At 75.5% G+C, this 13,828-nt stretch carries 11 protein-coding genes; 7 read left to right on the top strand and 4 right to left on the bottom strand.

Annotated elements, in window-relative coordinates:
• Window positions 1-35: 35 nt before the first annotated feature.
• The 4 genes from ggt (at window position 36) to M3673_RS05590 (ending at window position 4,508) form a co-directional block, all read left to right on the top strand.
• Complete coding sequence (ggt, locus tag M3673_RS05605) at window positions 36-1,985, top strand: gamma-glutamyltransferase (protein WP_251532518.1); 1,950 nt, start codon at window positions 36-38, stop codon at window positions 1,983-1,985.
• A 16-nt stretch (window positions 1,986-2,001) separates the two neighbouring features.
• Window positions 2,002-2,874 (top strand): diaminopimelate epimerase, encoded by an 873-nt coding sequence (dapF, locus tag M3673_RS05600; RefSeq protein WP_251532517.1) that lies wholly within the window; start codon window positions 2,002-2,004, stop codon window positions 2,872-2,874.
• An 85-nt stretch (window positions 2,875-2,959) separates the two neighbouring features.
• A complete protein-coding gene (locus M3673_RS05595) occupies window positions 2,960-3,736 on the top strand; it encodes an SDR family NAD(P)-dependent oxidoreductase (RefSeq protein ID WP_056865811.1) in 777 nt (258 codons plus the stop codon).
• Window positions 3,737-3,815: 79 nt separating this feature from the next.
• Window positions 3,816-4,508, top strand: a complete 693-nt coding sequence (locus M3673_RS05590; RefSeq protein WP_251532516.1) for an alpha/beta hydrolase — start codon at window positions 3,816-3,818, stop codon at window positions 4,506-4,508.
• A gap of 18 nt (window positions 4,509-4,526) precedes the next feature.
• Here M3673_RS05590 and M3673_RS05585 read toward each other — a convergent pair whose 3' ends face one another.
• On the bottom strand, window positions 4,527-5,234 hold the full coding sequence (locus M3673_RS05585) for a nucleoside/nucleotide kinase family protein (protein WP_251532515.1): 708 nt from the start codon (window positions 5,232-5,234) through the stop codon (window positions 4,527-4,529).
• A 103-nt stretch (window positions 5,235-5,337) separates the two neighbouring features.
• Between M3673_RS05585 and hflX the strand changes: the two genes are divergently transcribed.
• Together hflX and M3673_RS05575 are read left to right on the top strand one after the other, a co-directional pair.
• Complete coding sequence (gene hflX / locus M3673_RS05580; protein WP_374108179.1) at window positions 5,338-6,894, top strand: GTPase HflX; 1,557 nt, start codon at window positions 5,338-5,340, stop codon at window positions 6,892-6,894.
• 53 nt (window positions 6,895-6,947) lie between these two features.
• On the top strand, window positions 6,948-7,676 hold the full coding sequence (locus M3673_RS05575; protein WP_251532514.1) for an SGNH/GDSL hydrolase family protein: 729 nt from the start codon (window positions 6,948-6,950) through the stop codon (window positions 7,674-7,676).
• Here M3673_RS05575 and M3673_RS05570 read toward each other — a convergent pair.
• Complete coding sequence (locus M3673_RS05570; protein WP_251532513.1) at window positions 7,651-8,550, bottom strand: alpha/beta fold hydrolase; 900 nt, start codon at window positions 8,548-8,550, stop codon at window positions 7,651-7,653. The genes M3673_RS05575 and M3673_RS05570 overlap by 26 nt on opposite strands.
• Window positions 8,551-8,658: 108 nt before the next feature.
• Between M3673_RS05570 and M3673_RS05565 the strand changes: the two genes are divergently transcribed.
• Window positions 8,659-10,701, top strand: a complete 2,043-nt coding sequence (locus M3673_RS05565; protein ID WP_374108188.1) for an ATP-dependent DNA helicase — start codon at window positions 8,659-8,661, stop codon at window positions 10,699-10,701.
• Between the two features lie 4 nt (window positions 10,702-10,705).
• Here M3673_RS05565 and M3673_RS05560 read toward each other — a convergent pair whose 3' ends face one another.
• Window positions 10,706-12,031: an alkaline phosphatase family protein gene (locus M3673_RS05560; RefSeq protein WP_251532512.1), complete on the bottom strand. Its 1,326-nt coding sequence runs from the start codon at window positions 12,029-12,031 to the stop codon at window positions 10,706-10,708.
• Window positions 12,031-13,752, bottom strand: a complete 1,722-nt coding sequence (locus M3673_RS05555) for an alkaline phosphatase D family protein (protein WP_251532511.1) — start codon at window positions 13,750-13,752, stop codon at window positions 12,031-12,033. The genes M3673_RS05560 and M3673_RS05555 overlap by 1 nt, the downstream gene beginning before the upstream one ends.
• Window positions 13,753-13,828: the final 76 nt, after the last annotated feature.

Below are 13,828 nucleotides of genomic sequence, written 5' to 3'. Positions count from 1 at the left end.
CCGCCGCCGACCACCCCACCTCTCGGAGCCCCGTGATGCGACGCCCCCGCCCGCCCCGTCCCTCCCGCCTGGCCGCCGCGGTCGCGGCGCTCTCCTGCGCCCTGGTGGCCGCGCCGGCCCTCGCCGCGCCCGACGCCCCCGACACCGGCTCGGACGTCGGCCCCGTCGGCCCCGTCGGCCCCGTCGGCCCCGTCGGCGTGGTCGGACCGGCCGACGCGCCCGCCGCCCGCGCCGGGGTGCCGCCCAAGCAGGCCACCGCGGTCGGCACCGGGGGCGCCGTCACCTCGGTCGACCCCTACGCCACCCGCGTCGGCATGGCCGTGCTCAAGCGCGGCGGCAACGCCGTCGACGCCGCCGTCGCCACGGCGGCGGCGCTGGGCGTGACCGAGCCCTACAGCGCCGGCATCGGCGGCGGGGGCTACTTCGTGCACCTCGACGGGCGCACCGGGAAGGTGTCCACCGTCGACGGGCGCGAGACCGCCCCGCTGTCGATCCCGCGCGACGCCTTCCTCGACCCCGGGACCGGTGAGCCCTACCCGTTCACCCCCGACCTGGTGACCAGCGGCGTCTCGGTCGGCACGCCCGGCACCCTCGCCACCTGGGAGCGGGCCCTCGAGCGGTGGGGCAGCGTGCCGCTGCGCCGCGCGCTGAGGCCGGCCGCCCGGCTGGCCCGCACCGGCTTCGAGGTCGACCAGACCTTCGCCGACCAGACCGAGGACAACGTCGAGCGCTTCTCGGCCTTCCGGTCCACCCGGCGGCTCTTCCTGCCCGGGGGCGAGGTCCCGGCCGTGGGCTCGACCTTCCGCAACCCCGACCTGGCCGCCACCTACGACCTCGTCGGCCGGCGCGGCCCCCGGGAGTTCTACCGCGGCGACCTGGCCGGCGACGTCGTGCGCGCCGCGCGGCGCCCACCGGTCACGGCCTCGACCGACCTGCCGGTGCCCCGCGGGCACCTCCAGCGCCGCGACCTCGCCGCCTACCGCGCGGTCGACCGGGCCCCGACCCGCGTCGACTACCGCGGCTACGACGTGTGGGGCATGGCCGGGTCCTCCAGCGGCGGCACGACCGTCGGCGAAGCGCTCCAGGTGCTCGAGCGGTTCCCCCTGCCGGAGCTCGACGACGTCGACGTGCTCCACCACTACCTCGAGGCCAGCGCCCTGGCCTTCGCCGACCGCGCGGAGTACGTCGGCGACCCCGCCTTCGTCGACGTGCCCCGCCGGCGGCTGCTCTCGGAGGGGTTCGCGGCCTCCCGGGCCTGCCTGATCGACCCCGACCGCGCCGCGACGAAGCCCGTGGCCGCGGGCGACCTCGACGCCACCGGGGCCGACTGCGACACCGCCCGCGCCGGGGCGGTCGCGGAGGACCACGAGAACGTCGAGACCACCCACCTCACCACCGCCGACCGCTGGGGCGACGTCGTCTCCTACACCCTCACCATCGAGCAGACCGGCGGGTCGGGCATCGTCGTGCCCGGGCGCGGCTTCCTGCTCAACAACGAGCTCACCGACTTCAGCCTCGAGTTCGACCGCACCGACCCCAACCGGCTCCAGCCCGGCAAGCGCCCGCGCAGCTCCATGGCGCCCACGATCATCACCGAGCAGGTCGGCGACGGCGCGGGGGAGCGCACCGTGCCGGTCCTGGCGATCGGCTCGCCCGGCGGGTCGACGATCATCACCACGGTGCTGCAGAGCATCGTGGGCTACCTCGACCGCAGCCTGCCGATCACCGAGGTCGTCGCCGACCCGCGCGGCTCCCAGCGCAACACCCCCGCCGTCAGCGCCGAGCCCGGGTTCATCGACCTCTACGGCGCCGCCCTGGAGGCCTACGGCCACGACCTCCAGCCCGCCGGCGACGCCTTCACCTCGCAGGCCGAGATCGGCGCCCTCACCGCGATCGAGTTCGGCCCCCGCAGGCGGCTCACCGCCGTCGCGGAGCCGGAGCGCCGCGGCGGGGGCTCGGCCCGGGTCCTCGACCCGACCGGCTGAGCGGGAGGATCGACCCATGCCCACGCACCGCACGCCCTACCCCTTCCTCAAGGGGCACGGCACCGAGAACGACTTCGTGCTCCTGCCCGACCACGACGGCACGGTCCACGGCGACCTCGACCCCGCCAGGGTCAGGGCGCTGTGCGACCGCCGCGCGGGCATCGGGGGCGACGGCGTGCTGCGCGTCGTGCGCACGGCGGCCCTCGACGGCGGGGTGGCCGGCCCCGGCTCGCCCGCACCGGAGGGCTCCCCGGAGTGGTTCATGGACTACCGCAACGCCGACGGGTCGGTCTCGGAGATGTGCGGCAACGGCATCCGGGTCTTCGCCCGCCACCTGGTCGAGGAGGGCCTCGCCGACCCGGCGCGCCCCCTCCCGGTGGCCACGCGCGACGGGGTCAAGACCATCCGGCTCGAGGGCGACCTGGTCACCGTCGACATGGGCCCGCCGGCCCTGCTCGGCCACACGGAGGTCACCGTCGGCGCGACCCGCTGGCCGGCGCGTCACGTCGACATGGGCAACCCCCACGCGGTGGCCTTCGTCGACGACCTCGCCCCCACCGGGCCCGTCGGGGCCCTGCGCGAGGCCCCCGGGCACGACCCCGCGGTCTACCCCGCGGGCGTCAACGTGGAGTTCGTCGTACGACGGGGGGAGCGGCACGTCGCGATGCGGGTGCACGAGCGCGGCTCCGGCGAGACCCGCTCGTGCGGCACCGGGGCCTGCGCGGTCATGGTGGCGGCGGCCGAGGCCGACGGGCTCGGGCCGGCCAACGGTGCGGAGTACCGCGTGGACCTGCCGGGCGGCACGCTCACGATCGCCTGGACCCCGCAGGACCGCGTGCTGATGACCGGCCCGGCCGTCGTGGTCGCCCGCGGCACCACCGCGCTGTAGCACCCGCGCCGACCGTGACAGCGGCGCTGTCGCGGGAGTACCAGGAGGTGGGAGCGGGTACTCCGCGCCCACTATGCTCGCGGCCATGGATATCAACGGATGCAGTGCCATCGTCACGGGCGGGGCGTCGGGCATCGGCGCGGCCGCCGCCCGCCAGCTCGCCGCCAAGGGCGCGGTCGTCGTGGTCGCCGACCTCCAGGCCGACAAGGGCGAGGCCCTGGCCCACGAGATCGGGGGCGTCTTCGCCCAGGTCGACGTCACCGACACCGAGCAGATCAAGGCCGCCGTCACCGCCGCGGCGCAGATCGCGCCGCTGCGCGCGGTGGTCAACTCCGCCGGCATCGGCTGGGCGCAGCGCACGATCGGTCGCGACGGGGAGTTCGACTCCGCCCACGACCTCGAGGCCTACACCCGCGTCATCGCGATCAACCTCATCGGCACCTTCGACATGACCCGGATCGCCGCCACGGCGATGAGCCGCAACGAGCCCGACGCCGACGGCTGCCGCGGCGCCATCGCCAACCTGACCAGCGTCGCGGCCTTCGACGGCCAGATCGGCCAGGCGGCCTACTCCTCCTCCAAGGGCGGCGTGGTCGGCATGACCCTGCCCGTGGCGCGCGACCTCTCGGCCTCCGGCATCCGTCTCAACACCATCGCGCCGGGCCTGGTCGACACCCCGATCTACGGCGAGGGCGAGGACGCCGAGGCGTTCAAGGCCAAGCTGGGCCAGAGCGTGCTCTTCCCGCACCGCCTGGGTCGCCCCGAGGAGCTGGCCAGCATGGTGGTCGAGACGATCACGAACTCCTACATGAACGCCGAGGTCATCCGCGTCGACGGTGGCATCCGGATGCCTCCGAAGTGACGCTCCCGGGCCGCTGCGGCGGCCCTCCCTCGGCCGGCGGGGTGGGGCGCGGCTCGAGCGCTCCCGGGAGACTGGGGCGGTGACCGGTCCCCTGGAAGCCGCCCCCCGCCTCGTGGCGACCCACGCCCCCCGCGACCCCGAGGGCGTCGTGGTCGTGCTCCACGGCGGCGCCAACCGGCAGGGCGACCCGCGGGTCAGCCCCACCCAGCTCTCGGTGCTGCGCATGGTGCCGACCGCGCGGCGGGTGGCTCGCGCGGGCGGCCGACGCCTGGCCGTCGTACGACTGCTCAACAGCCACCGGGGCTGGGCCGCCGACCACACCCCCCTCGACGACCTGCGCTGGGCGATGGCCCGGCTGCGCGAGCAGTACGGCGACCTGCCGGTCGGCCTGGTCGGTCACTCCCTCGGCGGCCGTGCCGCCCTCCTCGGCGGCGCGCAGGACGGCGTGGTGAGCGTGGTGGCCCTCAACCCGTGGGTCTACCCGACCGACGGCGTGCCGCTGCCGGGGCGCCGCGTGCTGGTGGTGCACGGCCAGCAGGACCGCATCGCCCAGCCCTCGCACGCCGAGGCCGTCGCCCGTCGCATCGCCGCTTCCACCGACGTGGGCTTCATCCGGGTGCCGGAGGGCAAGCACGCGATGCTGCGCCACGGCGGGGACTTCGATGGCTACGCCGCGCAGTTCAGCGTCGCCTCCCTGCTCGGCGCCGACGCCGTGCGCCTCGACCCGCCCGTCGCCCAGGTCCTCGCCGGCGAGGAGTGGGTCACCGCCTGACCGGCCCGGTGCGGCCGCTCAGCCGAGCCGCAGGTCGCTGAGGTCCAGCACGAGGTCGGCGCGGGACGCGGCGGCCTCCACGAGCCGGGCGTTGGGCCCGTCGACCCGGTCGACCCACGCCCGCGCCTCGGCGGGCGACTTGCCGAACTCCTCGTGACGCGCCACCAGGCGCGCGAGCCGCAGCGGCTCTGCGACGCGCAGGTGCCACACCGCGTCGAGCTGGTCGTGCACCCGGGCCCAGGCCCCGTCGAGCAGCAGGTAGTTGCCCTCGACGACCACGAGGTCGACGCCGCCGGGCACCGGCAGCGCGCCGGCCAGCGGCTGCTCCAAGCCGCGCTCGAAGGCCGGTGCCATCACCAGCGACTCCCGGCCGCGCACCCGGGTCAGCAGCGCCGCGCAGCCCTCGGGGTCGAAGGTCTCCGGTGCGCCCTTGCGCGCGAGGAGCCCGCGGCGCCGCAGCTCGACGTCGGCGAGGTGGAAGCCGTCCATCGGCACGACCGCCGCGCCCGAGCGCGCCGCCAGCAGCGCGGCGAAGGTCGACTTGCCGGCCCCGGGCGCGCCGGTGAGGCCGAGCATCCGCGCCCCACGCTCGCGCAGGCCCGTGAGCAGCGCGTCGAGGGCGGTGTCGAGGGCGGGTCCGTGGGAGGGCAGCCGGGTGACGCCGGGAGCGCCCGGGGCGTCGGGGCGGCTCGCGGCACCGGGGCCGGCAGCGGTCGGGTGGGGCACCCGCCGATGATCGCGCAGCGCGGGCGCCGGTGGGCGGATCCGGCGCGGCCGGGGGAGTAAACCCGCTCGCGGTGTTGTTCCCCCACACCTACCCTGGAGGCATATGACCCACGCACACGACCTCACCCTCGACTCCGACCTCGCGCCCCGCCTCGATTCCGGGCTCGACTCCGGGCTCGACTCCGCGCTGGCCGAGACGGCCGACTGGGAGGACCCCGACGTCGAGTCGGGCTACGCCGCCGACGGGCCCGACCCGGAGGACGACCCCACCACGGGCGCCATGGACCTCGCCGAGCGTCACCAGCTGCGCCGCGTGGCCAGCCTGCGCACCGAGCTCGAGGACATCAGCGAGGTCGAGTACCGCCAGCTGCGCCTCGAGCGCGTCGTGCTGGTCGGGGTGTGGACCGAGGGCACCACGCAGGACGCCGAGAACTCCATGGCCGAGCTGGCGCTGCTGGCCGAGACCGCGGGCTCGGAGGTCCTCGACGCGATCTACCAGCGTCGCCAGTCGCCCGACCCGGCGACGTACGTCGGTCGTGGCAAGGTGGAGGGCCTCAAGGAGATCGTCGCGGCCACCGGCGCCGACACCGTCATCTGCGACGGCGAGCTGGCCCCCAGCCAGCTGAGGAACCTCGAGGACCGGCTCAAGGTCAAGGTCGTCGACCGCACGGCGCTGATCCTCGACATCTTCGCCCAGCACGCGAAGTCCAAGGAGGGCCAGGCCCAGACCGAGCTGGCCCAGCTCAACTACATGAAGCAGCGCCTGCGCGGCTGGGGTGGCAACCTCTCGCGCCAGGCCGGTGGCCGGGTCGCCGCCGGCGCCGGCATCGGTGGTCGCGGTCCGGGTGAGACCAAGATCGAGACCGACCGCCGCCGCATCAACACCAAGATCGCCAAGCTGCGCCGCGAGCTCAAGGAGATGAAGGGCACCCGCGACACCAAGCGGGCCGACCGCAAGCGCCACCAGATCCCCGCGGTCGCGATCGCCGGCTACACCAACGCCGGCAAGTCCTCCCTGCTCAACCGGCTCACCAGCGCCGGCGTGCTCGTCGAGGACTCCCTCTTCGCCACCCTCGACCCGACCACGCGCCGCACCACCACCTCCGACGGTCGCGTCTACACGATGAGCGACACCGTCGGCTTCGTGCGCCACCTGCCCCACCAGCTGGTCGAGTCCTTCCGCTCCACGCTGGAGGAGGTGGCCGACGCCGACCTGCTGCTCCACGTCGTTGACGGCTCCCACCCCGACCCCGAGGGCCAGCTGGCCGCCGTGCGGGAGGTGCTGGCCGAGATCGACGCCGGCGACGTGCCCGAGCTGGTGGTCATCAACAAGGTCGACGCGGCCGACCCCATGGTCATCGCCCGGCTGCGGGCCCGTGAGCCCCACTCCGTGGTCGTCTCCGCCCGCACCGGCGAGGGCATCGCCGAGGCCCTGGCCGTGATCGAGGCCGAGCTGCCCCACCCGGAGGTCGCCTTCGAGGCGCTGCTGCCCTATGACCGGGGCGACCTGGTCAACCGGCTGCACCAGGAGGGCGAGATCGACAGCATCGAGCACACCGCCGACGGGTCCCTCGTGCGCGGCCGCGCGACCGAGGCGCTGGCCGGCGAGCTCGCGCCCTACCTCCTCGACGCGGGCGTCGGCACCGCCACGATCGGGTAACGACCGGGCCCGATGTGCTGCGCGGCCCCCGGGTCGTGCCGCACCCTGGTCGCGTGGGGATCCTCGAGACGCGCCGTCGGCGCCTGCTCGCCGGCGTGGCCGGGCTCGGCGCCGTCGTGGCGACGCTGCCGCTGTGGCTGGGGGCCGGCGCGACCGGTGAGGGCGCCTCGCGCTGCGAGACCTTCGCCGCGCAGTCGGCCGCCCGCGCCGCGGCCGTCTCCGGCAGCGGCGCGCCGGTGCTCGTCGTGGGTGACTCCTACTCCGCCGGTCTCGGCCTCGACGACCTCACCACGTCGTGGCCCGCCCGGCTGCCCGGCGAGGTGCACGTGGCGGGCTTCTCCGGCTCCGGCTTCAGCCCCGGTGCCTCCTCCTGCGGCGCCCGGGTCGCCTACGACCGCCGCGCCCCCGAGGCGCTGGCCCGCCTCGCCGCCGACGACCCCGCCGGCGCCGACGACGCCGTCGTGGTGCTCGAGGGCGGCCTCAACGACGTCGACCAGCCCTCGGGCGAGATCGCGGCCGGCTTCGAGCGGCTCCTGGCCGGTCTCGAGGGCCACCGCGTGGTCGTGGTCGGCCCGCCGCTCGCGCCCGAGCGCGCCGCCGCGGTGCCCCGCGTCGACGCGCTGCTGGGCGAGCTGGCCCGCGCCCACGGAGCGGCGTACGTCGCCACCTCGGGGCTCGACCTGACCTACCTGCCGGACCGGCTGCACCTCACGCCCGAGGGCCACCGGGTCTTCGGCGACCACGTCGCCGCGGCGCTCAGCGCAGGCCAGCCAGCCCGGTGAGGTCGGCCAGCACCTCGTCGAGGCGCGCCACCAGCGACAGGTGGCCCTCGTCGTCGAACAGGTGCGCCCGCGCCCCGGGCACGTGCTCGGCCAGCCACGCGCCGTGGGAGTAGGGGACCATCGCGTCCTCGCGGCCCTGCCAGACCGCCACCGGCACGGTGATCGAGGCCAGGTCGAAGCCCCACGGCGCGACGCAGGCCAGGCCGTCGTCGCGCACCCCGACCACGCCCTGGGCACCGGCGCGGCGGAAGGTCTCGGCCAGCCACTCGGCGTAGGTGTCGTCGAGGGCCGCCTGGTCGACGGGGGTGAGCAGACCGCCCATGGCCTCGGTGAGGTCGGCGGGGGAGGCCTGGAGCACCGGCAGGAACTCGCGCTCGAGGTAGGCGGCGTAGGCCTCGGGCCCCGCGGCGGCCGCGGTGTACTCCGCGACGTTCTCCGGGGCCATGCCCGCCGACCAGTCGAGCCCCGCGCCGTCGTGCGGCGCCACCCCGGCCAGGGTGGCCGCGGCCCGGCAGCGCCCGGGCAGCAGCGCCGCGGTGGCCAGGGCGCGCGGCCCGCCGCCCGACCAGCCGAGGGTCACCAGCTCGTCGACGCCGAGGTGCTCGAGCAGCTCGACGGCGTCGGCGACGTCGTCGGCCATGCGCGGCGGGCCCTGCTCGGGACGCCGGGGGCTCGAGCCGCCGTAGCCGGCCCGGGAGAAGGTGATCAGGCGCAGCCCCGCCCGGCGCGCGGCCTCGTCGACGGGGGCGTAGGCGACGGCCGCGCTGGGGGAGCCGGAGTGGTAGAGCCACGGGAAGCCGTCGGGGTCGCCGCCGGTGAGGTGCTCCAGGGTGCGGCCGTCGGCCAGCGTCAGGGTGTCGGTGAGGGTGTCCACCTCGGCAGCCTAGGTGGTGCGGCGCCGGTGCGGCCCCGGCCCGACGGGGGTTCTCCACCGGTGCCGCTCGGGGCCCGTCGGGCTGTCGGCGAGCGCGGTTAGGGTTCTCTGGTGCCGCAGACCCCCGCCCCCAGCCAGACCGCCCCCGCGGCGCCCGCCGCGAGCCCCGGCGACGCCCGCGCGGTCACCCGGGTGCTGTCGGCGGCCGTGGCCGCGCTCGGCGGGCAGGAGCGGGCGGGTCAGGTGCAGATGGCCGAGGCCGTCTCGCGCGCGCTGGAGTCGGAGGAGCACCTGCTCGTCCAGGCCGGCACCGGCACCGGCAAGTCGCTGGGCTACCTCGTGCCGTCCCTGGTCCACGACGGCCGGGTGGTCGTCGCCACCGCCACCCTGGCCCTGCAGCACCAGCTCGTGGAGCGCGACCTGCCCCGCCTGGTCGAGGCGGTCAAGGACCAGCCCGGCGTCGACACCTCCTACGCCGTGCTTAAGGGCCGCTCCAACTACGCCTGCCTCCACCGCATCCGCGAGGGGGTGCCCGACGACCAGGGCGCGCTCGTGCAGATGCCCGAGGGCTCGATGGGCCAGAAGGTGCTCGAGCTGCGGGCCTGGGCCGAGGAGGAGGCCGAGCAGGGCGGGTCGGGCGAGCGCGACGCCGCGCCGCGCCACACCGACCGCGAGTGGCGCCAGGTCAGCGTCGGCCACCGCGACTGCCTGGGCGCCAGCAAGTGCCCCTTCGGCCAGGAGTGCTTCGTCGAGCTCGCGCGCGAGAAGGCCCAGCGCTCCCACCTCATCGTCACCAACCACTCGCTGCTGGCCATCGACGCCATCGAGGGCGTGCCGATGATCCCCGACTACGACGCGGTGGTCATCGACGAGGCCCACGAGCTCACCGCCCGGGTCACCCAGGCCGCCACCGACGAGCTGGCCGTCGGCGACGTCGAGCGCGCCGCGCGCCGCTCCCAGCGCTGGGTCGACGGCAGCGAGGCCGACGACCTCGCCGACGCCGCCGGCGCGCTGCGCGACGCCATGGACGCCTCCACCCCGGGGCGCTTCGAGCAGCTGCCGCAGCGGCTCGGCGACGCCCTCGAGCTGGTGCGCGACGCCGCGCGCACCTGCCTGTCGGCCTACCCCCGCGAGCAGAAGGAGGCCGGCGAGGGCGGCGACGCCGGGCGCGCGCAGGCCCGTGGCTCGGTGCAGGAGGTCTTCACCACCGCCGAGCGGATGGCGGGTCTCTCCGAGCACGACGTGCTCTGGCTCAATGAGGGCGGCCAGGCCGGCGCCTCCCGCATCCCTCCGCGGCTCCACGTCGCGCCGCTGCAGGTGTGGGGCCCGATGCGTGACAAGCTGCTCTCGGAGAAGACGGTGGTCTTCACCAGCGCCACCCTCATGCTCGGCGGCGACTTCAACAACGTCGCGACCGGCGTGGGCCTCAAGCCCTCCGAGCGCGTCGACGTCGGCAGCGACGTCACCGGCTCGGGAGCGCTGCCCTGGCGCGGCATCGACGTCGGCAGCCCCTTCGACTACGGCCAGCAGGCGATCCTCTACGTCGCCCGCCACCTGCCGCCCCCGGGGCGCGACGGTCTCGCGCAGGCCCAGCTCGACGAGATCGTCGACCTCGTCGACGCCGCCGACGGCCGCACCCTCGGGCTCTTCTCCAGCCGCCGGGCCGCCGAGGCCGCGGCCGAGGCGGTGCGCGAGCGGCTGCCGCACCTGACCACGCTGGCGCAGGGCGACGCCCAGCTGCCCGAGCTGGCCAAGCAGTTCGTCTCCGACCCCCACACCTGCCTCTTCGGCACGCTCACGCTGTGGCAGGGCCTCGACGTGCCCGGCGAGACCTGCCAGCTCGTGCTCATCGACCGGATCCCCTTCCCGCGGCCCGACGACCCGCTGATGAGCGCCCGGCAGCGCGCCGCCGACAAGGCCGGCGGCAACGGCTTCATGCAGGTCGCCGCCACCCACGCCGCCCTGCTCATGGCCCAGGGCGCCGGCCGGCTGATCCGCACCACCAGCGACCGCGGCGTCGTGGCCGTGCTCGACCCCCGGCTGGCCACCGCCCGCTACGGCGGCTTCCTCAAGGCCAGCCTGCCGCCGATGTGGACCACGACCGACCCGGCCGTGGTCCGCAAGGCCCTCGCGCGCCTCGCCGCCGGCTGAGGGCTCAGATCCGGGCGCGACCCTCGTAGAGCGCCGCGCCCGACGGCAGCCCGAAGAACGACGCCACGGTGGGGGCCACGTCGAGGGTGCGGGCGTGGGCCGAGGACGCCTTCCCCCGCGGCACCCGCGGGTGGCCGCCGGCGAGGAAGAACGGGATGGCCCGGGTGGCCGGGTGGCCGTGGTTGCCCGGGATCGGGTTGGAGGTCAGCGGGTCGGGGTCGCTGAAGCGCCACCCCGCCCGGCAGAAGACCACGACGTCGCCGGCCTCGGGACCCAGGCGCAGCCACTCGGCGCGGCGGTCCCACGCCCTCAGCACGCCCTCGGTCTCCTCCGCGATCGCGCGGATGCGGCGTACGGCCTCGGCGCGCCGGCTCGACGGGCCGGTCCAGTAGACGAGGTCGGCGCCGCCGTTGTCGGCGATGACGACGTTGCCGGCGAGGAGGGGGTCGGCCTCGAGCGGGGCCTGCAGCGAGACGACCTGGGTGGGCAGCGACCAGTCCATCGAGTGGTCGGCGAGCACCACGAGCATCGAGTGCTCCCAGCGGCCCGAGCTCTTGAGCTCCTCGACGAACCGACCGACCAGGGCGTCGGTGGCCGCCAGTGCGGTGCGGCGCGCGAGCTGGAGGGTCGTGCCGGTGAGGTCGGAGTGGCCGAAGCGGTCGATGTCGCCGAGGTTGACGAAGACCAGGTGCGGGTCGAACTCCTCCAGCATCGCGAGCGTGGCCTGCATGGTGAAGACGTCGGGGGCGTAGCCGGCCACCGGGACGATCGGCATCGGCTCCCAGCGGTGGGTGGCGCGCTCGCCGAAGACGCCGTAGAGGTATTCCTTCGACAGCACCATGCCCGTGCGCAGGCCGCGGCGGTTGAGCCGCTCGATCACCGTCGGCACCTTGATGTCGCTGGCGCGGTCCATGTTGCGGATCGCGCCGAGCTCGCGGTCGAGGATCGCGTTGGCCGGCACGCCGGTGCGGTCGGGGCGCTGGCCGGTCATCATCATCACGTGGTTGGGGATGGTCTCCATGACCGGCATCGAGGAGGCGCGCGGGAAGCGCAGTCCGCCGCCGCGCAGGGCGTGGAGGTTCGGGGTCAGGCCGCTGTCGATCTCCTCGGGCCGGCAGCCGTCGACGACGAGCACGTAGGCCCGCCTGCGGGTGTCGGCCCCGCCGGCGGCCCGGGCGACCTGCGTGCCGGCGAGGGTGGAGAAGAGCAGTCCGGCGGCGCCGGCCGTGATCGCCGTACGCCGACCGGTGCGCAGCTCGCCGAGGCCGCGGGCGAAGGGGCGCTCCTCGTGGCTGTCGTGGTGGTCGGCGTGGGGGGTGGGTGTGCACATCAGGCGTCACCCCCGACGGGGGCGTCGACCTGCTCGATCCGGCTGGTGCCGGCGGCGGTGGCGAAGGAGACCGACCAGGTGATCGCGGTGTCGCGGTCGTCGCGGGCCCCGATGACGTACCAGTCCATCTGGGCGCGGGCGGGGGTGACGTCGAGGACCGAGAAGCCGTGGTCGTCGAAGTCGAGGTACTTGATGTGGCGGTTGTTGGCCAGGATGACCTGCTCGACCAGGGTGGAGGTGGTGTCCGGCGGGGTGCCGGTGATGTCCTTGAGGTTGTTGGAGGTCACCGAGGTGCACACGAACTCCACACCCAGGGAGTCGCCGACCACCGGGTAGGTGGAGGTGTCGAGCGGCAGCTCGCAGGCCCAGGCGGAGTGGATGTCGCCGGTGAGGAACACGGTGTCCTTCACCTGGTGGTCGTCGAGGTGGGTCAGCACCTCACGGCGGTCGGCGGTGTAGCCGTCCCACTGGTCGACGTTGTAGGGCGCACCGTCGCCGGGCAGCAGCCCCGTCACGTCGTTGACCGGCTGGACCAGCGCGTCGGGCAGGTCGGCGAAGGTCACTGGCGCGATCATCACCGGGTTGCCGATGACCTTCCACTGCGGCCGGTGGTCGCGGCTGAGGGAGTCCTTGAGCCAGGCCATCTGGCGCGCGCCCGTGATCGTGCGGTCGGGGTCGCTCACGGCCGGGTCGACCGCCGGCGTGGCCACCTGCTGGTCCCGGTAGGTGCGCAGGTCGAGCATGCTGATCTCCAGCAGCGTGCCGAAGCGCAGCCGCCGGAAGAGCCGGGCGCCGTCGCCCAGCGCGGCCGTGCCGTCCAGGCGCACGGGCATCCACTCGTCGTAGGCGCGGTGGGCGCGGGCCCGCCGGCGCCGGTAGTCGCCCTCACCGCCCTCGCCGGTGCCGGGGGTGTGGTTCTCCGCCCCGCCCCGCCACTGGTCGTTGGTGACCTCGTGGTCGTCCCAGGTGACGATCCAGGCGTAGCGGGCGTGGGCGTCCTGGAGGTCGGGGTCCTGCTTGTACTGCGCGTGGCGTTGGCGGTAGTCGGCCAGCGAGACCATCTCGTGGTCGGGCACGTGGCGGCGCACGTCGACGTTGTCCGCGCCCATGCCGTACTCACCGGGGCCGTACTCGTAGAGGTAGTCGCCGAGGTGCACGATCGCGTGCAGGTCCTCGCGCGCGGCGAGCCCGCGGTAGGCGGAGAAGAAGCCGGCCTGGAGGTTGGCGCACGACACCACGCCGAAGCGGAGGTGGTCGGGGGAGGCCTGGGGCGCGGGAGCGGTGCGGGTGCGACCGGTGCGACTGGCCTGGCCGTCGAGGCGGAAGCGGTAGTAGTAGTCGGTCGCCGGGCGCAGGCCGGTGGCGTCGACCTTGACGGTGTGGTCGCGGCTGGGCCCGGTGCGCACACGTCCGCGGCGCACCACGCGGCGGAAGCGGGGGTCGGTGGCGACCTCCCAGACCACCTCGACGGAGGGGCCCCGGCCCGAGCCGGGGGTGCTGCCCGGGGTCGGGGTGACCCGGGTCCACAGCACCACGGCGTCGGGCAGCGGGTCGCCGGAGGCGACCCCGTGGCGGAAGACGCGGGCGCGGCGCGCCGCGGGCCGCGAGGGGGCCGCGGTGGCGCGGTCGGCGCCGACGCGCAGGCCGAGGGCGCCGACGCCGACCGCGCCCCCGGCCAGGACCGTACGCCGGCGCGGGGCCGGGCCGGTCGAGTCAGGCACGGGGGAGGACTGCGGGGTGGTCTCGCTCGTGGTCACGTCTCGTTCAACGACGCGGTGGCGGCGCCGTGACGGCCTC

It is taken from the genome of Nocardioides sp. P86 (genome assembly GCF_023712465.1).
GTDB classification, from domain to species: domain Bacteria; phylum Actinomycetota; class Actinomycetes; order Propionibacteriales; family Nocardioidaceae; genus Nocardioides; species Nocardioides kribbensis.
This window is presented reverse-complemented; position numbering and strand designations above follow the sequence as displayed.